Here is a 20,036-nt window from a genome sequence, read left to right on the forward strand (position 1 = left end):
TCACGCGGTGACGCGGGACGCATCGGTGTGGCCGGGCGGGCTCCAGTCGGCGATGCCGTCCAGGGCGCGCAGGGCGAGGTGGGGTGCGAGCCTGTTGACGACGGTCATCGCGGTGTCGCGAAGAACGCACCCCGGCAGGGACGTGACGGTGACGAGACGGCTGACACGGACAGAGCGCCGTACGACCTCGGTGGTGCGGGGCAGGCGGTCGGCGGTGTAGCCCGCGAGCGCCTCGGTGACGCGGCTTCCGGAGTGTCCGGCGACGTGGTGGGCGAGCACGACGCCGTCCTCGATGGCCTGGTTGCCGCCCTGGCCGAGGTTCGGCGGCATGGCGTGCGCCGCGTCCCCGAGCAGGGCCACTCGCCCGCGGTGGTGGGCGGGGAGCGTCGCGGCGGCCCGGTAGACGTCGTTGCGCAGGATCTGTCCGGGGGTGACGGCCTGGAGGATCGCGGGCACCGGTTCGTGCCAGTTGCCGAACAGCCGCCTGAGCTCGGCCAGTTCGCCGTCGGGGGCCTGCTCGCCCGCGGGCACGGTCGCCGCGGCGTAGGCGTAGATGCGCCCGTCGGCGAGCGGCTGGGTTCCCCACAGCGTGCCGCGTCCCCACGTCTCGTGAGGCGGGTGGCCGGTTCCCAGGGCGGGGACGACCATGCGCCATGCGGTGAAGCCGGCGTAGCGGGGCGCCGGGCTGCCGGGGAAGAGCACGCCCCGTGCCGGGGAGTGGATGCCGTCGGCTGCGACCACCACGTCTGCTTCCCACCGCTGCTCACCGCTGCGGACGAGCGCCGGGCGGTCGCGGTCGCCCGGGTCGGCGATCCCGGCCGGAGTGCCGGTGATCACCGTCCCCTCCGGCAGCCGCGAGAGCAGCAGCGAGATGAGCGTGGCCCGGTGCACCGGGACGAGCGGACCGCCGAACCGTTCGGCCGCCGCTTCCGGGTCGGTACGGGAGAGCCAGCGCCCCGAGGGCGTGCGCAGGCCCCCTTCGCGTGTCCAGGTGCGCTTGGCGCGGAGGGTGTCGCCGAGGCCCAGAGTGTCCAGCGCGCGGAGGGAGTTGGGCGTCAGGCCGAGGCCCGCGCCCACCGCCTCGACGCTCGAGGCCCGTTCGAGCACCGTGACGCGGAGGCCGCGCTGGTGGAGGGCGAGGGCGGCGGTGAGCCCGCCGACGCCGGCGCCGATGACGAGTGCACTGGGCTGGGACACGGCGGGGCTCCTCACAGGCGGGGCCACGGCCCCCGAGGCGATGCGGGACCGTGCCGGCTCGACTACAGCCGTAGTCTACTACAGGTGTAGTTCTCTTCCTTGCGCGGCCCTCTCCCCCGCGTACATTGCTGCCATGCGCAGCTCCCCTCCTTCACGACCGGCGGCACGCTCCGAGTTGATCGCCGACACGGCGATCGACCTGCTCGCCCGACGCGGGCTGCGTGGGCTCACGCACCGCGCCGTGGACGAGGCAGCCGGACTGCCGCAGGGGTCGACGTCGAACCACGCCCGTACGCGCGCGGCCCTGCTGGAGGCAGCGGTGCGGCGGCTCGCCGTCCGGGAGTCGCAGGTGGTCTCCATGGACGAGCTGCCCCGCGGGGAGGGGCCCGGTGAACTGGCAGACGGACTCTCCCTCGCCCTGTACCGCTACCTCACCGGGGACCCCGAACTGCTCATCGCCCGCTACGAGCTGGCGCTGGAGATCACCCGCAGGCCGGAGCTGCGGGAGATGTACGTACGCACGGGCACCGCCGCCTTCCGCGAACCGCTGGAGGCGATGCTGCGGCGGGCCGGCTCGTCCGACCCCGGGAGGCACACGCTCTCGCTGGTCGCGTGGTGCGACGGCATGCTCTTCTCCTGCACCGCCGGCTCCTACTCCGCGCACGCCCCCGGGAGGGACGAACTGCGCCGCGGACTGCTGGAGTTGCTGGAGGGGATGCTCGGCCGGGCCCCCGCCCGTCCGGAAGCGACGGGAGAGCGGCCCTCCTGAACGGGCCGCGGGAGTCCGGCGCGAGCACGGCGCACCGGGCTGCGGCGGACGGCGAGAGTTCCGAGGCGGAACCGCACCGGCCTGACCGTCCCTCAGCCCGCTGTCAGCGTCCGCTCCAGTCGCTGGGCCGCGGCCCTGACACCCGCGCCGTACTCGTCGTCGGCCAGCGTGCTCAGTACGTCCTGAGCGCGCCGCAACTCGCGGCGGGCGGCCGCGACTTCACCGAGCCTGACGTGATCGGCCGCCAGGTTGAGGTACAGCGAGGGGTACAGGCAGCGGACTGCCAGGGAGTGCTCTCCCCACTGCACCTCGTCCTCCGTCAGGGCGTCCGCCGCCGCCAGCGCCCTGCGGTCCCACTCGAGTTCCTCGCTCGGGTCGTCCTGGGTGTCGGCCATGTAGTGCGCGATGGTGCACCGTTGGAAGAGGTCGTCCTCACCCGTCGTCTGCGACCACAGCAGCGCGAAACGGTTGCGGGCCTCCTCCCGGTCCCCCGCCCGGTGAAGCATGATCGCTTGACCGATCCGGACCATGATGGCGTCCGGAGACGTCTCCTGCTGCGGCTCCGCCACGGGATTCCTCCTGCTCACCAGCGCGCCAGGCTCCTGCCGTCCTGTGTCTGTCCCGAGACGCTAGCGGCCGGTACTGACAATCGGGCTCAGGCGCTCGCAGCGCCCACCCGCCCGCACGCACAGCGCACCCGCCCGCACCCGGACGCGGGATCCGGACACGGGCGGGAGCCAGTCACGGGCGGGACGCGCGCCGGTCCGCGGTGAGGTTCAGCCTCGCGGGCCGAGGTCCGGGATGCGCCAGTCGATCGCGGCGTGCCCCTGTGCCGCGACGGCCGCGTCGATCTGGCTGAAGGGGCGGGAGCCGAAGAACTTCTTCGCCGAGAGCGGTGAGGGGTGCGCGCCCTGCACGACCGTGTGCTTGCCCGTGTCGATCAGCGGCAGCTTCTTCTTCGCGTAGTTGCCCCACAGCACGAAGACGGCCGGGTCCGTACGGTCGGCCACGGCGCGGATCACCGCGTCGGTGAAGGTCTCCCAGCCCTTGCCCTTGTGGGAGTTGGCCTCCCCTTCCCTGACCGTCAGCACCGCGTTCAGCAGCAGCACCCCCTGCTCGGCCCAGGGCATCAGGTAGCCGTTGTCGGGCACGGGGTGCCCGAGGTCCTCGCGCATCTCCTTGTAGATGTTGCGCAGCGAGGGCGGGGTCGGGACACCGGGCCGCACCGAGAAGCACAGGCCGTGCCCCTGCCCGTGGCCGTGGTACGGGTCCTGGCCCAGGACGAGCACCTTCACCTGGTCGTACGGCGTGGCGTGCAGCGCGGCGAACACCTCGTCGCGCGGAGGGAAGACCCGGACCCGCTCCCGCTCCTGCTCGACGAACTCGGCGAGCTCCTTGAAGTAGGGCTTTCCGGTCTCCTCGCCCAGGACCTGCTGCCAGGACTCGGGCAGCGTGCCCAGCATGTCGCTCAACTCACTTACCTCCGCGGTGCGTTCGTAGCTGTTGCGGAAGAACGTACCGGCGGCCGCTGACAGCGGCGTGCCCTGGCCCGCGGAGGGCCCCGGCCGGGCCCCGTGCTTCGGGGGCCCGGCCGGCTCGCCGTCTACCAGCTGGACTTCTTCTGCAGCTCCCACAGACGCGGCAGGGTGGACGGGTCGAGCACCCACTCGACGCCCGAGACGTCCTTGACCGAGGCGACGTAGACCCGGCCCTGCCACAGGGGCAGGAGACGCGCGTCCTTGGCGATGATCTTCTGTGCACTGGTGAACGCACGGCTGGCGGTCGCGCGGTTGCTCTCCTTGCGCGACGTGGGCAGCAGCTCTTCCGTGATCTCCCGGTTCTCGTACGGCGTGCCGAGGGCGTTGTTCTCGCCGACGAAGGGCGCGACGTAGTTGTCGGCGTCGGGGAAGTCGGGGAACCAACCGCGGCCGAAGGCCGGGTACTTGCCCTTGCTGTACCCCTCGACGAACTCGGACCACGGACGGCCCTTGACGGTGATGTCGAAGAGGCCCGACTTGTTCAGCTGCCGCTTGATCTCGGCGAAGGTGTCCCCGGTCGTGGAGCCGTAACGGTCCGTCGTGTACCAGAGGGTCAGCCGCACCTTCTTGTTGATCCCGGCTTCCCTGAGCGTCTTCTCCGCCTCGCTCCTGCTGGGCTCCCCGTACGCGTCGTAGAAGGCGCTCGTGTGGCCGGTGATGCCGCCCGGGACCATGGAGTACAGCGGGTCGGCGGTGCGCTTGTAGACGTTGCGGACGAGCGCCTTGCGGTCGATCAGTTCGGCGATCGCCTTCCGGACGGGAGCCTTGCCCGCCGTGGGGTCCTCGGGATTGAAGACGAGATAGCTGATCTCGGAACCGAGGATCTCGTTCAGCTCGATGTCGGTCTTGCCGTTCGCCTTGTCCTTCTGGAAGCCGGTGACCTGATCAGGCGTCAGACCTCGGTAGGCCACATCGATCTTCTTGCTCTTGAGAGCCTTCACCATCTGGGAAGACTCCTTGTAGTAATTGACTGTGACGACGTCGTTCTTGACCTTCGCCGGCCCGCGGTAATCGTTGTACTTCTCCAGCTCGGCGCTCTTGCCCTTGGAGTACGACTTGAGGGAGTAGGGGCCGGAACCCACGAGCTTGCTGCCCTTGTGCAGCTTCTTCGCGGGATAGGTTTCGGGATCGACGATCGCGGTCGCCGGAGTCGCGAGGATGAACGGGAAGGTGGCGTCCGGCTTCTTCAGGTGGAAGACGACGGTGCTCTTGCCGAGGGTCTCGACGCGGTCGAGGCTGCCCAGCAGACCGAGCGGACCGGACTTCGACTTGATCGCCCTGACGCGGTCGACGGAATGCTTCACGGCCTCCGCGTCGAGGCGATTCCCGTTGGAGAACTTCAGGCCGTCCTTCAGCGTGCAGCGGTAGACACGGCTCGCGTTGTCGGTGAAACGGCAGCGCTCGGCGGCGTCGGGCTCCGGCGAGGAGCTGCTGCTGGGGAAGGAGAGCAGCGTCTGGAAGGTGTTCTTGTACAGCTCCCAGGAGCCGTCCCACGCCGCAGCCGGGTCCAGGGTGCTGGGCGCGCTGGTGGTTCCCGTGACGATCTCACGGCGCTGCTCCTCGCTGCCGGTCCCGGACAGCGAACTGCACCCGGCGACCAGGGACGTCGATATGACGACGGTCGCTGCGATCCTCAGAGATCCGTTCCGGTCGGACACCTACGCGCTCCTCATTCGGCGGGGCCACTGCTGCTGATGCGTTGCAAAAGGGAAAATGCCGGTCGGCCGGTCAATGCGTTCTTTGCGTTTCTCCGCGTCGCCGTAGCGCTACGCCGACGCCATACGCGGACCCGCTGGCCGAGGGGCGAGAGAGACCTTACCTCAGCCCCCGAGCTCAGAACATGCACTGGTCAACCATTCGTCAATTGCTCTGCCGGCCCCGAACCCGCTGATGACAGCGGGTGCCGGTCCGACGACGGACCGGCACCCGAATTACACTCCGCGCCAAGCGCGGAACACAGCGAATATTCTTACTCCACACCCGCGTTGAGGGACAGCCCGCCGTCGACCACCAGAGTCTGACCGGTGATCCAGGCGGATTCGGCAGACGTGAGGAAGGCCGCCGCCCCGCCGATGTCCTGGGGGACGCCCAGCCTCTGCATCGGGTAGCGCGCCACGGCGTCCTGCTCGCGCCCTTCGTACAGCGCGGCCGCGAATTTCGTCTTCACCACCGCCGGTGCGACTGCGTTCACCCGGACCGTCGGTGCGAACTCGTGCGCGAGCTGCTGAGTGAGATTGATCATTGCGGCTTTGCTCATGCCGTACGCGCCGATGAACGGCGACGCGGACATCCCCGCGATGGACGCGATGTTGACGATCGTGCCGCCGTTCTCGCTCTGCCAGGCCGCCCAGGTCGCCTGGGCGAAGCCCAGCGCGGAGACCACGTTGGTCTCGAAGACCTTGCGTGCCACTCCGAGGTCGAGTTCCGCGATGGGCCCGAACACCGGGTTCGTACCGGCGTTGTTGACCAGGTGGTCCACGCGCCCGTACGCCTCCATGACCCGCTCGACCGCGACGCGGCGGTGGTCCTCGTCGTGCGCCTTGCCCGCGACGTACATCGCACGCCGCGCGCCCAGCCCTTCGACGGCCTCCTTGAGTGCGTCCTCGTTGCGGCCCGTGATGCACACGCGGTGGCCGCGTGCGATCAGCGCCTGCGCGACTCCGTATCCGATGCCCCGGCTGCCGCCGGTGACGATCGCGACCTCGCCGCTGTCCTGCTGTGCTGTGCTCTGCTCTGTCATGTTCCCGAGCCTTCCGGTCAGTTGAGCGGGCCGCCGGCCACGTACAGGACCTGACCGGAGACGAACCCGGCATGCTCGCCGCTGAAGAAGGCGATGGCGTTCGCGATGTCCTCCGGCCGGCCCACGCGCTGTACGGGGATCTGCGAGGCGGCGGCGGCCTGGAACTCCTCGAAGCCCATGCCGACACGTTCCGCGGTGGCCGCCGTCATGTCGGTGACGATGAAGCCGGGGGCGACGGAGTTGGCGGTGATGCCGAACTTGCCCAGCTCCTTGGCGAGGGTCTTGGTGAAGCCCTGCATTCCGGCCTTGGCCGCGGCGTAGTTGACCTGTCCGCGGTTGCCCAGCGCAGAGGAGGACGAGAGGTTCACGATGCGCCCGAATCCGGCGTCGACCATGTGCTTCTGGCAGGCGCGGGACATCAGGAACGCACCGCGCAGGTGGACGTTCATCACCGTGTCCCAGTCGGAGTCGCTCATCTTGAACAGCAGGTTGTCGCGGAGCACGCCGGCGTTGTTCACGAGCACGGTCGGCGGCCCGAGTTCGTCGACGACCCGCGCCACGGCGGACTCCACCTGCGCCGAGTCGGAGACGTCGCAGCCGACGGCGACCGCCTTGCCGCCCGCGGAGGTGATCTTCTCGACGGTCTCCTTGCAGGCTGCCTCGTCGAGGTCGAGCACGGCGACGGCGCGGCCCTCGGCTGCGAGCCGGACCGCGGTGGCGGCGCCGATTCCCCGGGCCGCACCGGTGACGATCGCGACGCGCTGGTCGGTGGTGGACATGCTGTTCTCTCCTCGCCCTGAAGTGGTGAGCAACCGCTTAGTACCTGTGGCAGTCGTGACGCTATGAGTCCCGCCACCTGCTGTCAACGGGACCCTGCGACATGAGATTCACCGCACGAGCAGGTCCAGCAGCCGCTCCGCCTCCCCCTCGGGGTCCGCGGTCAGCCCGGTGTGCACGGGGCCGGGCTGCACCACCGTGCTGCGCGGGGCGACCAGCCAGCGGAAGCGCCGCCCCGGTTCGTCCGCCGCGGCCTGGCCGGCCGCGTCCCCGCCGCCGCAGACGCACTCGGCGGCGCGCAGCGCGGCACGCACGCCCGCCACATCGGCGTCCGGGTCCAGGGCACGCAGCCGCGCCTCGTCCAGGTGCGTACGGGCGAGGACCAGGGACCTGGCACGGCAGTACACGACGACACCTGCGTTCATCGTCTCCCCGCGTTCCACGCGCGGCACGACACGCAGCAGTGCGTACTCGAACACGTCGCGCCCGGGGCCCTCTTCGGCGCTCACCGGTTCACGCCCCGCCGCGCGTGCGGCCAGTCACCGGTCAGCCAGCCGGGCGCCCTCGAGGCACTGTCCCTGCTGGGCTCGCCCAGTGTGACGCGGTCGTGCACGGAAGGGGCCCGCTCCAGGAGGACGTCCACGTACGCGGCGCGCACCGCGCCGAGATCCATCGCGCCGGGCTCCCCGCCGAGCCATTCGCCGGGTACGTCCCCGACGCACTCCTCGAGGAGTCCGCGCGTCACCAGCGGCGCCAACTCGGCCGCGGCGGCGGCCACATCGGGTGCGAACGGGGACAGGACGTGGTCGGAGGCGTCGTAGGGCTTCGCAGCCGCGGCATGGGCGGACGGCCAGTTGTGGTGCCAGATCATCGTCGCCCCATGATCGATGAGCCACAGCTTCTCGTGCCACACGAGCAGATTCGGGTTGCGCCAGGACCGGTCGACGTTGCCGACGAGTGCGTCGAACCACACGACGCGGCCGGCCTCGGCCGGGGTCACGCCGAAGGCGAGCGGGTCGAATCCCAGCGAGCCCGGCAGGTAGTCCATCCCCAGGTTGAGGCCGCCGCTGGCCTTCAGCAGCGCCTGCACCTCCTCGTCGGGCTCGCCGAGTCCGATGACGGGGTCGAGCTGAATGCCCACCAGTTCGGGTACGCGCAGCCCGAGACGCTGGGCGAGCCGGCCGCAGACGACCTCCGCCACGAGCGTCCTGGGGCCCTGCCCGGCGCCGGTGAACTTCATGACGTACGTGCCGAGATCGTCCGCCTCGACGATCCCCGGCAGCGAGCCGCCCTCCCGCAGAGGCGTGACATAGCGGGTGGCGGTGACCTCTTTCAGCACTTTCCCAGGCCACCCCCCTCTTCAACTTTGAAATCCACGAACACTCCCCGAGAGGACGGCGAAAATCACCCGTCAATGGCCCTGGGGAGAATCCGGCGAGTGTCGACCGGCATCCAGTTCCCCCGCTCACCGAGCAGTCCGTCGACGGCGATTCGCCCCGTGCTTCCTGCCTCCGTCGACGGCGTCACTGCGGTGCCTGCGGTTGGACCCGGCGGGCCTTCTTCCGTAGCCAGTCGCGCTGCTTCTCGTCCATGGACACGTGCCACTGCATATAGCCGCAGGTGGCGCAGACCAGGACCGTGAAGGACGTCCCCTGGCTGACCATCGCGCCCGGTTTGCGGAGCCCGAAGTTCCCGGCAGCCGCAGTCTCGTACACCTCGCCGCCCTCACAGATCGAGCACCGCCCGCTCTGCATGTTTTCCATCGCCATGCCTGCCGACTGTAGCGGTCGCTTCCCCGGCCACCGGTGAGACGGCTGGAGGGAGTCCAGGCTCGCCGGTGCGGCCTCCCGGTTCAGCGAGTCTTCGGCGTGCTCCACGGAGAACGGGTCGACGAAGCTGGGTGGCCACCGACGGCCGCCGCACGCGCTTCTCGATCCAGCTCGCGGACAAGGACCTCGGCCGGCCGTGGACTTGGCGCCGCCGCTCGGAATGCCGTCACCCGGCGAGAGTGCTCGTCGTCACCCCAGGGCCGACCGTCACATGATCCGCCGGACAGCACCTGCAGGAGTCGACAGAATCCGTCGCGTCACTTCGCCTCGCACTCCGGAGGCCATGCGCGCCTCCCGTGGCCGGCCCGCACCCGTTGGGCACGATGATTTCTGCCGTCGTCTCCGGTCAGTACCTGAGAGGAGATTCATCCAGCCCGGGAGGAACCGTGACCGAGCAGACAACCAGCGCCCTACCCCCAGTGGTCGACCGGCAGACCTGGCAGGCCGCGCTCGACGATCTGCGAGTGCGGGAGAAGGCTGCCACCCGTGAACTCGACGCCATCGCCGCACAACGCCGCAGACTGCCGATGGTCGAGCTCCCGGACTACACGCTGATCGGTCCGGACGGCTCCACCCGGCTGGTGGACGTTTTTGACGGGCGCTCCCAACTCATCGTCTACAACCACATGTGGTCCGACGGCGCGGAGTGGCAGTGCGGCGGCTGTACAGGGCTGACGTCGCAGTACGTCCGGCTCGGCTTCCTCGACAACTATGACGCCCGCTTCGTCATCGTCACCAACGGGCCCATCGAAGAAGCGCTGGCCTACAAGGCCAAGGTCGGCAACAAGATGGACTGGTACTCGTCGTCGGAGAGCTCGTTCGGCGCCGACGTGGGCGCGCCACCCGGCGCGGGATTCGCGGTGAACGTATTCCTCCGCGACGGCGACAAGGTCTACCGCACTTGGCACACCGACGGCCGCGGTACCGAACAGCTCAGCTACACCTTCGCGTTGATCGACATCCTGCCGTGGGGCCGCCAGGAGGAATGGCAGGATTCACCCGACGGCTGGCCGAAGTCGCCCACCTATTCCAACTGGCTCGACTCTCCCGACGTCGCTCGGCTCTACGGCACGGATGAAGACGCCACAGCGAAGCCCGCGAGATCCGCTGGTCACTAGGCCGTGTCCTGCGCGGTGACAGCGGACCGCGCTGGGAGGCAAGCCACCCGCCGGCCGCCTCCCCCACCTCACCGGGGCAATACAGCCAGGGCACGTCCGCTGCGGGGCTCCCACCGTTTACTCGCGTGCCCCCGCCGCGGCGCGGTGTCATTGTTCCCGCATGGCTGAAGCTGACGATCCCCCCGCAGACAGCAGCGTGCCGCACGGAGCCCCGTCACCGCTCCACGCCGCCGCCTTCCCCCAGCAGTTCGCACGTACCCGGCGCTTCTCACTCGGTGCCGTCCGGGACGTGACGCTCTCTCCGGACGGGCAGCGCGCGCTGTTCGTACGCACCGGCGGCGACGATCCGCTCGGCGCCCTGTGGCTGTGGGAAGACGGGCGGGAGCGCCTGCTCGCGCATCCCCGCTCCATGGGGACGGGTCCCTCGGAGCCGACCGAGGAGGAACGTACGCGCAGGGAGCGCGCCCGTGACCTGGCCTCGGGCGTGACCGCCTACGCGGTGGACGACAGCGCCGAGTTGGCCGCCCTGGCTCTCGACGGGGCGCTGTGGGCCGTGCGTACGCGGCAGGGGGAGCCCTTCCCCGTACCGGCTGCCGGACCGGTCACCGATCCCCGCCCCTCTCCGGACGGACGGTTCATCGCGTACGTCACCGGCGGCGCCCTGCACGTCGTCGGCACGGACGGCAGCGGAGACCGCCTGCTCGCGGCGCCCGAGGCGGACGAGGTGACGTACGGGCTGACGGACCACGTCTCGGCGGAGTCGATGGACCGCATGCGCGGCTACTGGTGGGCTCCGGACGGCAGCGCCCTGCTGGCCGCCAGAGTCGACACGAGTGCGGTGCGGCGCCGCTACCTCGCCGATCCGGCCGAACCGCACAGGCCGCCGCGCGTGCAGCGCTACCCGGTCGCCGGAACGGCGAACGCCGAGGTCACCGCGTGGCTGCTGCGCCTCGACGGGAGCAGGATCCAGGTCGGCTGGGACCGGGCCGGGTTCGAGTACCTCGCAGCCGCCGGCTGGGACGCCCACGGCCCGCTCGTCACAGTGCAGAGCCGCGACCAGCGCACGGTGCGCACCCTGGCCGTCGATCCCGGGAGCGGCGGGACCAGTGTGCTGGCGGAGCAGCTGGACGATCACTGGGTCGAGCTGCTGCCCGGTGCCTACTGCCGTACGGCGTCCGGCGCGCTCGTGGTGCCCTGCGAGAGCGAGGACACCCGGCGGCTCCGGGTGGGCGGTGAAGTGGTGACCCCGCCCGGTCTTCAGGTACGGGCAGTGCTCGGAACCGAGGGGGAGACGGTGCTCTTCAGCGCCGCCGAGGAGCCCATGGAGACGCACGTGTGGTCCTTCTCCCCCGGGTCGGGCCGCGTGCGGATCAGCGGCACGCCCGGCGTGCACACGGGCCTGTCGCGGGGCGGTACCACCGTGCTCGACAGCCTCACGGACGAAGGCCGGCAGGTGAGCGTTCTCCGTATGGACACCCCGCCTGCCGTGATCGCCTCACGGGCCGAGGAGCCGTCGCTCCGGCCGCGGCCCGTCCGTATGGCGCTCGGCGAACGGCAGCTGCGCAGCGCCCTGTTCCTGCCGTCCTGGTACGACCCGGAGGCGCCGGACGCAGCCTCGCTCCCGGTGCTGCTCGACCCCTACAGCGGGCCCGGAATGCAACTGGTGGTGCGGGGGCGGACGTGGAACGCGTGCGTGTCGCAGTGGTTCGCCGAACAGGGGTACGCGGTGCTGGTCACCGACGGCAGGGGTACTCCGGGGCGGGGACCGGCATGGGAGAAGGCCGTCTGGGGCGATCAGTTCACGCCCGTGCTGGAGGACCAGATCGACGCCCTGCACGCGGCGGCCGAGCGGTATCCGTGCCTCGACCTGGACCGGGTGGGCATCCGCGGATGGTCGTTCGGCGGGTCGCTGGCGGCGGCGGCCGTACTGCGCCGTCCGGAGACCTTCCACGCCGCCGTCGCGGGCGCGCCGGCCATCGATCCGAGGCTCTACGACACGCACTGGAAGGAACGCTTTCTCGGGCACCCCGACGAGCACCCCGAGCACTACGACCGCTGCACCCTGACGCGCGAAGCGAAACTGCTGCGCAGGCCACTGCTGCTGGTGCACGGGACTGCCGACGACAACGTCGCATTCGCACACACTCTGCGGATGTCCGCCGCGCTTCAGGCCGCGGGATGCGAGCACGCCGTGCTGCCTCTGCCCGGCCAGTCGCACATCGTAAGCGACGAGGTGACCAGCGCAAGGCTGTTGACCACTCAATTGGTCTTTCTTGACAAAGCCCTTCGCCTCTGACAACCGCGAAGGCAGGATGCGCAACGCAGAGGCAAGCGTGCAGCCCTCCGACAGAACAGGATGTGTTCGCCCATGACTGCATCGACCAGCCGCCGGTCCGTGCTCGCCGCCGCGGGTGCCGCCACAGCGGCCGTTTCACTCGCCGCCTGCAGCTCGGAGAGCGGCGGAGGCGAGTCCGGCAGCGACAGCAACTCGGGCGAGGGCGGCGGAGACGGCGGCGGTGGCGATGCGGCGTCGGGAGAGCTCGGCAAGGCGGCCGACATCCCCGAGGGCGGCGGCAAGGTCTTCAAGGACCAGAAGGTCGTCGTCACCCGTCCCAGCGCGAACGAGTACAAGGCCTTCGACTCGACGTGCACCCACCAGGGCTGCGCGGTGAAGGAGATCACCGGCGGGAACATCGTCTGCCCCTGCCACAACAGCAAGTTCGACATCAACGACGGCAGCCCCACCGGGGGCCCCGCGAAGAAGCCTCTGGCGCCGAAGAAGGTCGTCGTCGAGGGGGACAGCATCAAGCTGGCCTGAGCCGGTTCTGCCGGTTCTGCCGAACCTGAGCCTGCCGGGCGCTGCAGGGCGTGGTGCACTGTCGAGTGCGTTACGCCCTGCAGTCGCGTTCGGGGCCGGCCGCCTCCCCTTTCTGCTCCCCTCTGCTCACTTCCTGCGGCCTTCAGTCGTAGCGCCTCGCCTCGCCCGGCCGGAGCGCCAGGGCGACCGCCCCCGCGAGGTCTTCGACGTCGTCCATGGCCAGCTGTGAGACGGTCAGGCGCACTCCGGGCGCCGATGCGACCCGGAACCGCGCCCCCGGCGCGACCGCCCAGCCGGACTGGAGGAGCCGGGCCACTGCCCCGGTCTCGTCCGGGACGGGCACCCAGACGTTCATCCCCGTACGTCCGTGCGCGTCCACACCCCGGGCCGCCAGCGCCTCCACCAGCGCCTCCCTGCGCTCTCCGTACGCACGGGCGACGCTCCCGGCGTCCAGCGCCTCCGTCTCCCACAGGTGCAGCACCGCCGTCTGCAGCAGGTGGGAGACCCAGCCCGGGCCGAGCAGCTGGCGGCGCTGCATGCGGTCGAGCGTGAGGGCGTCGCCGGTGACGACGGCCAGTCTCAGATCCGGCCCGTAGGCCTTGGCCGTGGAACGCACCAGTACCCAGCGCTCCGTCGTGCCCACGACCGGGTTGAGCGGTGCGTCGACGATGCCGTGCCCGTGGTCGTCCTCGACGAGGAGCGTCTCCGGGCGGGCGGCGAGCACCTCACGCAGCCCGCGGGCGCGCACCGCGCTGACGGCGGCTCCGGTCGGGTTCTGGGCCCGGCTCGTGACGACGAGCGCGCGGGCGCCTTCACCCAGTGCACGCTCCACTTCCTCGGGACGGGGGCCCTCGTCGTCCACGGCCACCGGTACGGGACGCATTCCCAGCGCGGGGACGAGGTCCAGGAGGCTTCCCCAGCCCGGGTCCTCGACGGCGACGGCGTCCCCCGGGTTCAGCTGTTCGGCCAGTGCCCGGCCGATGGCGTCGAGAGCGCCCGAAGTCAGCGCCACGGGTCCGTCCGGTACGCCGTCCCCGTCGAACAGCGCCCGGGCCGTACGGGCCAGACGGGCGTCGACGGCCGGGCCGCCGTAGAACATGCCCCGCCCGGAGGCGGCCTCCGCGGCCGCTGCGAGAGCCGCGTGCAGCGGGGGAAGCAGCCGGGGATCGGGGTTGCCGGAGGCGATGTCCCTCCCGCCTTCGGGGACTTCGACGCGGATGGCTTCCCGCGGCGTGCTCTCCGCGGGCCGCTCACGGACCCTGCTGCCGCGCCGTCCGGCCGTCTCGATCACTCCGCGCTCCCGGAGAGTGCGGTACGCGGAGGCGACCGTGTTCGCGTTGACGCCGAGATCCGCCGCCAGCTCCCTCACCGGCGGCAGCAGCCGTCCCGGGGCGAGCGCTCCGGTGCGCACGCCCCGCTCCACGCTGGCTGAGATCTCGGCTGCGCGACGCCCTTCGATCAGATATCCTCCTAGCACAAAGGCAAGTATGCACTAGTACAAAACTCCGAGCAAGGGAGAGCGCTTTGCCGGCCACCGTCCCCGATCACGGCTCCGCCTCCGGCGGCTACGTCCCGACAGAGCGCAGCACCCCGACCCGCAACCGTGAACGCGCCGAGTACGACCGCGAGTCGGTGCACGCGATCCTCGACGAGGACTACCTGTGCCACATGGGGTACGTGCGCGACGGCGCCCCCGTGGTGCTTCCCACCTTGTACGTCAGAGTGGGCGAGTGCGTCTATCTGCACGGCTCCACCGGTTCCCGGCCACTGCGGGAGGCGGACGGCGAGGGGCTGCCCGTCTGCGTGACGGTCACCCGGGTCGACGGGCTCGTGCTGGCGCGGTCGGCCTTCCACCACTCGGTCAACTACCGCTCCGTCGTGGCTCACGGCCTCGCCCGCAGGGTCACCGAGCAGGACGAACTCACCGCCGCCCTCGACGCGTTGATCGACAACGTGGTCCCGGGCCGCGCTGCCGACTCCCGTCCCGCCGACGCCAGGGAGCTGGCGGCGACAGCCGTACTGCGGCTCGATCTGTCCGAGGTCTCCGCCAAGGTGCGCCGGGGCGATCCGCACGACGAGCCCGAGGACCTCTCCCTCCCCCACTGGAGCGGCGTCCTCCCCGTCAGCCGCACCTACGGCACACCGGTGCCCTCGGGGGACCTCGCTCCGGACACCCCCCTGCCCGGGTACCTGGCCGGTCGCTGACGTCCGGCCGTATCTGGTGTGAGCACCCGAAACCGACCGCACCCGCGCACCTGTCACACACGGAAGAGAGGCCGGCGCACCGATGCTCATTCACCCCTGGGACGCAGCCCGCGACGAGACGGAGTGGCAACAGTGGCTGGCCGAGCACGACTTCGGGCAGCTCGCCGTCAACGGCGGCCCGGGTGAACCTCCCCTCGTGCAGCCCCTCCACTTCGTCTACGACCCGGCCGACGCGCACGTTCTCGCCCATCTCGCGCGGCCCAACCCCTTCTGGGCGGCCCTCGAAGCGACCCGGGAGGTCCTGCTGAGCGTCGTGGACGACTACGCCTTCATACCCGGCCCCTGGCAGGCCCCCGAGGGCTCACCGTCCGAACACGGCGTACCCACCAGCTTCTACGCCGCCGTCCAGCTGCGCTGCACCGCCCACGTGATCGACGAACCGCGGGCCAAGGCCGCCCTGCTCCAGGCCCAGATGGAGCACTTCCAGCCGGAGGGCGGTTCGGCGGAGGTCGTCGCGGACGCACCGCCGTACGGGCCGAAGCTGGCGGGCATCCGGGGTCTGCGCCTCCAGGTCAACGCCGTGAACGCGAAGTTCAAGTACGCCGACAAGAAGCCGGAGTCCGTGCGCTACCGCATCGCCTCCGGCCTCGCCACCCGGTGCGAGGGCCGGGACAGCGGGGCGCTGAAGGTCCAGCTGAGCCGCATGCCCAACTGCCAGTGAGCGGGAGGTCCCGAGGCCGGGGAGGCGGCCGGGGAGGCGCCCGGCGCCTGCCCGATCGGAGCTGCGTACTGCGCGTACACGCTACGGAGCGGGAACGTCCCCGGGCCGGGACTCCTCGGCGACCGCGGCCCCTCCCCCGGACGCGACCGGCTCGCCGGCCGCGTCCTTCGGCGTCGAGCTCTGCGCGATGAAGGCGCCCAGCAACACCACCGCCCCGCCGGCCAGTTGCACGGCCGCCAGGTGTTCGCCGAGCAGCACCCACGCGAGCACGGTGGCGATGACGGCCTCCAGGCAGGCGACGACGCCGGCGACCTGCGGGGAGAGCCGGCGCACCGAGACCACCCCCGTGAGGTACGCGGCCACCGTCGCCACCAGCACGATCCACGCCAGCAGCACCCAGGCGGGCACGGACGTGCCGTTCATCGACGAACTCCCGCCCAGCACGGCCCAGTTCATCGTCCACGGCTGCGAGAGCACGGTGAGCACGAGGGCGCCCGCCAGCAGCCCGTACGCGATCACACCCATCGGGTCGGAGGGCGGCCGGCCGTCCTTGCCGTCGGTGCCGTGGTCGGAGAGGACGAAGTAACCCACCTGGCAGCAGGCCGCTCCCAGCGCGAGCAGCAACCCCAGTGCGTCCAGGGTCAGTCCGGACCACACCCGCACCACGCAGGCGAGGCCGCCGACGGCGAGGACGACGCCGACGCCCGCTGCCCGTGTCACCGGGCGGCGCTGCACGAACCGCACCCAGCCCAGTACCAGCGCGGGAGCCAGGTACTCGATGAGAAGGGCGACACCGACCGGGATGCGGGAGATCGCGGCGAAATAGCAGGCCTGCACCCCGGCCACGGCGAGCAGCCCGAACCCCGCCAGCAGGCCCGGCCGTTCGCGGAGCAGTCCGCGGTGACGCCATGCCAGCGGCAGCAGGACGAGCGCGGCACCCGCCGCCCGCAGCCAGGTGACGTGCAGCGGTTCCAGACCGGCCGCGATGAGCGGTTTGGCGGCGGGCCCCGACCCGCCGAACGCGAAGGCGGAGACGAGAGCGAGGGTCAGCCCCGAACCGCGCGCGTGCGACGGCGAATCCGGGCCGCCGCCGGGGCGGGTGGTGTCGTGCATGTGCTCATCATGTCAACGAGCGACAGCAGTGTCACCCCGCATACTCCTGACACCTCACGCCCCGGAGAGAGCCTCGGCTCCGACTCCCGAGGCGCGCAGCACGTCGACCGCCCGGCAGCCCTCGTCCGCCGCGAGCGCGGCGAACAGGTCGACGCCTTCCACGGACGAGGCACCCCGGGCCTCCGCCAGCCCGAGAGCGACCCGCAACGCCCGCGCGGCTCCCGGCGACCAGCCCGGCAGCGAGGGCGGAGCGGCCTCACCGGCGCCGGGCGGGGGCGCGTCCTCGACGGTGTCGCGCCATCGCATCCCGTAGCCGATGGATCTCTGCGCCAGATAGCCCAGCACCTTCGCCGTACGCACGCCCTCACCCCCGAGCAGCGCGCGGACCGCCGGATCCGACTCGAGAAGGCTGTGCAGCAGGTGCGCCGTGTCCAGGTCGCCGTCGCCGCTGCGGGCAGCACGCCGGCGGGCATCGGCGACCATGACGGCCAGCTGCTCACTGAAGCGGTCCTCGGTGCCGGGCGAAGGGCCCGCGAGCGCTGAAGGCGTACTGCTGTTCACAGGAACACCACATCACAAACACTCCTTACGGGCATCCTCGTTGCGAGGCATATGCACATCACACCGTGGGTGGTGCTCCGCTCCCCGCTCCTCCTTCTCAGGGAGGAGCAGGGGCGTAGGCCCTGTCTGAGCGGCGGGGCTCCGCCTCCGAGGGAACCGTGGTCCGAAAAAGCGCGTCTTGACACACAACACCCCCTTGTACGGCAGCACTTGGAGACTTCCATGGCCAAGAACCATGCTCGCTCCGCTCTCGCCGCCCTCGCCGTCGGTGCCGCCCTCGCCGCGACCGGATGCACCGCCGGCGCAGCCTCCTCGACGGACAGACCCGCCTCCGTCGGAGAAACAGATTCCGCACCGCACGGTTCACGGGACGGCTCCGCGGAGTCCGCCCCCGTGCAGCAGACCCCGCAGTCGACCGAAGGTCAGGGACGCGGGCAGGACGAGCCCGGCTCCGGGGGCAAGATCAAGAAGCGGCCCCCCTGGTGCACGACCGACGCGCTCTCCGTGTCGCTGCGCCCCGGCCGGCCGGCCGCCGGAAACCGCTACGGGACTCTCGCCCTCACCAACTCCTCCGGCACCCCCTGCCGTACACAGGGCTGGCCCGGCCTCCAGCTGACGCGGAGCGACGGTGGACCGATCCCGACCGAGGTCGTTCGGGACCGCTCCCGCCCGTCGCGCCCCCTCACGCTCGCCGCCGGGGAACAGGCCTCGGCCCGCCTGCACTGGACCGTGGTCCCGAGCCAGGGCGACCCCGCGAACGGCAAGTGCCCCGAACCGGCGAAGCTCCGGGTGATCCCGCCGGACCAGCGCACCGCCAAGTCCACCTCGTGGAAGCTGGGCACCGTCTGCGGCGCCGGCGAGATCGACGTGCTGCCGCTGCGGACGGACTGACGGCGGCGGACCCGCGCGCCGCTCCCCCGGCGGGGCGCGGCGCCGAGCGCCCTGCCTCGGCCCTGTTGCTCCCCGCCGCTTCTCAGTCCTCTTCGGCGAGGATGAGGTACAGCTTCTTGCGGGCGTCGTTGACGACACCGAGGGCCTTCTCACGCTGGTCGGGCGTGCCGTTGGCCCACACCTGCTGGAAGGCGCTGACGAGACCCCCGCCGGCCTTGCGCACTTCGTTCATGGCTTCCCAGTCGATGCCGCGCCCGGCGTCCTCCCAGGGGGCCTCCGGGCCGGCCTCGGCCTCCGTACGGCCGGCGTCGGTGAGCGAGAAGAGGTTCTTGCCGCCCTCGCTCGCGCTACTGATCAGGCCCTCGTCCTCCAGGAGCTGGAGTGTGGGGTAGACCGAGCCGGGACTCGGCTTCCACGCGCCTCCGCTGCGCTCGGCGATCTCCTGGATCATCTCGTAGCCGTGCATGGGACGGTCCTTGAGCAGCGCGAGGATCGACGCCCGCACATCGCCGCGCCGCGCGCGCCCGCGTGCGCCTCCCCGGCCCCGGCCCCGCGGACCGAACGGCGGCCCGTCACCGAACGGCGGACCGAAGGCGCCGAACGCCCTCCGCTCCCAAGGGCCGTGCCCACCGTGCCCGCCGGGGCCGCATCCACCGGGCCCTCCCCCGTACCCGCGGCTTCCGCCGCTGCGTCCGTGCTCTTCCTTGCGCATCGCAGACATCCTTCCGTGATCTGTCATTGAGCTTCTCTAATCTGTCGCGATGCCTCAACGATATATCGGCGATTGCTCGACGACAAGCCGCTGTGCCGGACCTTCCCGTGACCGTCCGGTCCACATCCCCGGGATTGGCCGTGGCCTGCGGCAGCACCTCCCGCCTACCGTCCTGCCATGAGGATCCGCACAGTCGACGCCTTCACCGACCGCCCGTGGACGGGCAACCCGGCCGCCGTCGTACTCCTGGAGGACAGCTCCGGCTACCCGTCCGACGAGCGCCTCCAGCGGGTCGCGCTGGAGATGAACCTCTCCGAGACCGCCTTCGCCCACCCGCTGCGGGACGACCCCGGAGCCGACTGGGCGCTGCGCTGGTTCACTCCCACCGCGGAGGTGGACCTCTGCGGACACGCGACCCTGGCCACCGCACACGTCCTGCACGGCGACGGCGCGGCGGACGGCCCGGTCCGCTTCCGTACGCGCAGCGGCGTGCTCACCGCGGTCACCGGTCCGGACGGCGACATCACTCTCGACTTCCCCACCGCTCCGCTCACTGAGGTGGCACCACCGGCGGACATGCACACCGCGCTGGGCGCCGCCCCGGTCGCCGTGTACGACACGGGACCTCTCGGCGACCTCCTCGTAGAGCTGTCCGGCGAGGAGGCGGTGCGCTCCGTGACGCCCGACTCGACGGCGCTCCTGCGGCTGCCGCACCGGGCGGTCATCGTGACGGCCCGCGCCGACGACCCGGCGAACAGCGGCTACGACTACGTCTCGCGGGTCTTCGGTCCGGCCGTCGGCATTCCCGAGGACCCCGTCACCGGCAGCGCGCACACCGCTCTGGCTCCGCTGTGGTCCGGCCGCCTCGGCAGCGACGTGCTCACGGGCCTGCAGTGCTCCGCGCGTACGGGCCGGGTGCGTACGGCACTGCGGGGCGACCGTACGGAGCTGACGGGCAGTGCGGTCACCGTGCTGGACGCGGAACTGCGCGTGGAGTTCTGACGGGCACGGTCACACCGGCGGGGAGGGGCGCGCACACACGGAGCA

Annotated in this window: 21 protein-coding genes; 8 read left to right on the top strand and 13 right to left on the bottom strand. The window is 71.2% G+C overall.

Annotation, left to right across the window (positions count from 1 at the left end):
* Positions 1–1,197, bottom strand: a complete 1,197-nt coding sequence (locus ACFPA8_RS23885) for an FAD-dependent monooxygenase (RefSeq protein ID WP_386451696.1) — start codon at positions 1,195–1,197, stop codon at positions 1–3.
* Positions 1,198–1,330: 133 nt separating this feature from the next.
* Here ACFPA8_RS23885 and ACFPA8_RS23890 point away from each other — a divergent pair, with 133 nt between their 5' ends.
* Positions 1,331–1,966, top strand: coding sequence for a TetR/AcrR family transcriptional regulator (locus ACFPA8_RS23890; RefSeq protein WP_386451698.1), 636 nt, complete (start codon positions 1,331–1,333; stop codon positions 1,964–1,966).
* A gap of 92 nt (positions 1,967–2,058) precedes the next feature.
* On the opposite strand, the gene ACFPA8_RS23895 is transcribed toward ACFPA8_RS23890, so the two are convergent.
* From ACFPA8_RS23895 to ACFPA8_RS23930, 8 genes are all read right to left on the bottom strand, one after another.
* Complete coding sequence (locus ACFPA8_RS23895) at positions 2,059–2,535, bottom strand: hypothetical protein (RefSeq protein WP_386451700.1); 477 nt, start codon at positions 2,533–2,535, stop codon at positions 2,059–2,061.
* A 207-nt stretch (positions 2,536–2,742) separates the two neighbouring features.
* Positions 2,743–3,429, bottom strand: a complete 687-nt coding sequence (ung, locus tag ACFPA8_RS23900; protein WP_386451765.1) for a uracil-DNA glycosylase — start codon at positions 3,427–3,429, stop codon at positions 2,743–2,745.
* A gap of 140 nt (positions 3,430–3,569) precedes the next feature.
* Complete coding sequence (locus ACFPA8_RS23905; protein ID WP_386451702.1) at positions 3,570–5,162, bottom strand: ABC transporter substrate-binding protein; 1,593 nt, start codon at positions 5,160–5,162, stop codon at positions 3,570–3,572.
* 311 nt (positions 5,163–5,473) lie between these two features.
* Positions 5,474–6,244: an SDR family oxidoreductase gene (locus ACFPA8_RS23910; protein WP_386451703.1), complete on the bottom strand. Its 771-nt coding sequence runs from the start codon at positions 6,242–6,244 to the stop codon at positions 5,474–5,476.
* A 17-nt stretch (positions 6,245–6,261) separates the two neighbouring features.
* Positions 6,262–7,023 carry a 3-oxoacyl-ACP reductase FabG gene (gene fabG, locus ACFPA8_RS23915; protein WP_386451705.1) on the bottom strand — a complete coding sequence of 254 codons (762 nt, stop codon included), beginning with the start codon at positions 7,021–7,023 and terminating at the stop codon, positions 6,262–6,264.
* A gap of 108 nt (positions 7,024–7,131) precedes the next feature.
* A complete protein-coding gene (locus ACFPA8_RS23920; RefSeq protein WP_386451706.1) occupies positions 7,132–7,530 on the bottom strand; it encodes a DUF3037 domain-containing protein in 399 nt (132 codons plus the stop codon).
* Positions 7,527–8,360, bottom strand: a complete 834-nt coding sequence (locus ACFPA8_RS23925) for a HipA family kinase (protein WP_386451708.1) — start codon at positions 8,358–8,360, stop codon at positions 7,527–7,529. The genes ACFPA8_RS23920 and ACFPA8_RS23925 overlap by 4 nt, the downstream gene beginning before the upstream one ends.
* A 184-nt stretch (positions 8,361–8,544) precedes the next feature.
* Complete coding sequence (locus ACFPA8_RS23930; RefSeq protein ID WP_386451709.1) at positions 8,545–8,790, bottom strand: hypothetical protein; 246 nt, start codon at positions 8,788–8,790, stop codon at positions 8,545–8,547.
* A gap of 446 nt (positions 8,791–9,236) precedes the next feature.
* On the opposite strand from ACFPA8_RS23930, the gene ACFPA8_RS23935 reads away from it, so the two are divergent.
* From ACFPA8_RS23935 to ACFPA8_RS23945, 3 genes are all read left to right on the top strand, one after another.
* Entirely contained in the window at positions 9,237–9,968 is a 732-nt protein-coding gene (locus ACFPA8_RS23935; RefSeq protein WP_386451710.1) for a DUF899 domain-containing protein, read from the top strand.
* 160 nt (positions 9,969–10,128) lie between these two features.
* Entirely contained in the window at positions 10,129–12,264 is a 2,136-nt protein-coding gene (locus ACFPA8_RS23940) for a prolyl oligopeptidase family serine peptidase (protein WP_386451711.1), read from the top strand.
* Between the two features lie 72 nt (positions 12,265–12,336).
* Entirely contained in the window at positions 12,337–12,786 is a 450-nt protein-coding gene (locus ACFPA8_RS23945; RefSeq protein WP_386451713.1) for a Rieske (2Fe-2S) protein, read from the top strand.
* Positions 12,787–12,928: 142 nt separating this feature from the next.
* Here the strand turns inward: ACFPA8_RS23945 and ACFPA8_RS23950 are convergent, their stop codons facing one another.
* Positions 12,929–14,263 (bottom strand): aminotransferase class I/II-fold pyridoxal phosphate-dependent enzyme, encoded by a 1,335-nt coding sequence (locus tag ACFPA8_RS23950; RefSeq protein ID WP_386451715.1) that lies wholly within the window; start codon positions 14,261–14,263, stop codon positions 12,929–12,931.
* Positions 14,264–14,310: 47 nt separating this feature from the next.
* Between ACFPA8_RS23950 and ACFPA8_RS23955 the strand changes: the two genes are divergently transcribed.
* Both ACFPA8_RS23955 and ACFPA8_RS23960 read left to right on the top strand, forming a co-directional pair.
* Complete coding sequence (locus ACFPA8_RS23955; protein WP_386451717.1) at positions 14,311–14,991, top strand: pyridoxamine 5'-phosphate oxidase family protein; 681 nt, start codon at positions 14,311–14,313, stop codon at positions 14,989–14,991.
* 82 nt (positions 14,992–15,073) lie between these two features.
* Positions 15,074–15,712, top strand: coding sequence for an FMN-binding negative transcriptional regulator (locus ACFPA8_RS23960; RefSeq protein ID WP_386451719.1), 639 nt, complete (start codon positions 15,074–15,076; stop codon positions 15,710–15,712).
* 81 nt (positions 15,713–15,793) lie between these two features.
* Here the strand turns inward: ACFPA8_RS23960 and ACFPA8_RS23965 are convergent, their stop codons facing one another.
* Together ACFPA8_RS23965 and ACFPA8_RS23970 are read right to left on the bottom strand one after the other, a co-directional pair.
* Complete coding sequence (locus ACFPA8_RS23965) at positions 15,794–16,825, bottom strand: EamA family transporter (protein ID WP_386451720.1); 1,032 nt, start codon at positions 16,823–16,825, stop codon at positions 15,794–15,796.
* Between the two features lie 54 nt (positions 16,826–16,879).
* Entirely contained in the window at positions 16,880–17,386 is a 507-nt protein-coding gene (locus ACFPA8_RS23970) for a Clp protease N-terminal domain-containing protein (RefSeq protein ID WP_386451722.1), read from the bottom strand.
* Positions 17,387–17,608: 222 nt separating this feature from the next.
* Between ACFPA8_RS23970 and ACFPA8_RS23975 the strand changes: the two genes are divergently transcribed.
* Entirely contained in the window at positions 17,609–18,277 is a 669-nt protein-coding gene (locus tag ACFPA8_RS23975; protein ID WP_386451724.1) for a DUF4232 domain-containing protein, read from the top strand.
* 82 nt (positions 18,278–18,359) lie between these two features.
* On the opposite strand, the gene ACFPA8_RS23980 is transcribed toward ACFPA8_RS23975, so the two are convergent.
* Positions 18,360–18,989, bottom strand: a complete 630-nt coding sequence (locus tag ACFPA8_RS23980) for a PadR family transcriptional regulator (RefSeq protein WP_386451726.1) — start codon at positions 18,987–18,989, stop codon at positions 18,360–18,362.
* Positions 18,990–19,166: 177 nt separating this feature from the next.
* Between ACFPA8_RS23980 and ACFPA8_RS23985 the strand changes: the two genes are divergently transcribed.
* Positions 19,167–19,991, top strand: coding sequence for a PhzF family phenazine biosynthesis protein (locus ACFPA8_RS23985; RefSeq protein ID WP_386451728.1), 825 nt, complete (start codon positions 19,167–19,169; stop codon positions 19,989–19,991).
* Positions 19,992–20,036: the final 45 nt, after the last annotated feature.

The organism is Streptomyces ovatisporus, assembly GCF_042653885.1.
Taxonomy (GTDB): Bacteria; Actinomycetota; Actinomycetes; order Streptomycetales; family Streptomycetaceae; genus Streptomyces; species Streptomyces ovatisporus.

Excerpts from the sequence above, each read along its gene's own strand:
- ACFPA8_RS23930 (WP_386451709.1), bottom strand. The coding sequence starts at position 8,790 with ATGGCGATGGAAAACATGCAGAGCGGGCGGTGCTCGATCTGTGAGGGC.
- fabG (WP_386451705.1), bottom strand. The coding sequence starts at position 7,023 with ATGTCCACCACCGACCAGCGCGTCGCGATCGTCACCGGTGCGGCCCGG.
- ACFPA8_RS23965 (WP_386451720.1), bottom strand. The coding sequence starts at position 16,825 with ATGCACGACACCACCCGCCCCGGCGGCGGCCCGGATTCGCCGTCGCAC.
- ACFPA8_RS23960 (WP_386451719.1), top strand. The coding sequence starts at position 15,074 with ATGCTCATTCACCCCTGGGACGCAGCCCGCGACGAGACGGAGTGGCAA.
- ACFPA8_RS23945 (WP_386451713.1), top strand. The coding sequence starts at position 12,337 with ATGACTGCATCGACCAGCCGCCGGTCCGTGCTCGCCGCCGCGGGTGCC.
- ACFPA8_RS23940 (WP_386451711.1), top strand. The coding sequence starts at position 10,129 with ATGGCTGAAGCTGACGATCCCCCCGCAGACAGCAGCGTGCCGCACGGA.
- ung (WP_386451765.1), bottom strand. The coding sequence starts at position 3,429 with ATGCTGGGCACGCTGCCCGAGTCCTGGCAGCAGGTCCTGGGCGAGGAG.
- ACFPA8_RS23980 (WP_386451726.1), bottom strand. The coding sequence starts at position 18,989 with ATGCGCAAGGAAGAGCACGGACGCAGCGGCGGAAGCCGCGGGTACGGG.
- ACFPA8_RS23975 (WP_386451724.1), top strand. The coding sequence starts at position 17,609 with ATGGCCAAGAACCATGCTCGCTCCGCTCTCGCCGCCCTCGCCGTCGGT.
- ACFPA8_RS23985 (WP_386451728.1), top strand. The coding sequence starts at position 19,167 with ATGAGGATCCGCACAGTCGACGCCTTCACCGACCGCCCGTGGACGGGC.
- ACFPA8_RS23910 (WP_386451703.1), bottom strand. The coding sequence starts at position 6,244 with ATGACAGAGCAGAGCACAGCACAGCAGGACAGCGGCGAGGTCGCGATC.
- ACFPA8_RS23890 (WP_386451698.1), top strand. The coding sequence starts at position 1,331 with ATGCGCAGCTCCCCTCCTTCACGACCGGCGGCACGCTCCGAGTTGATC.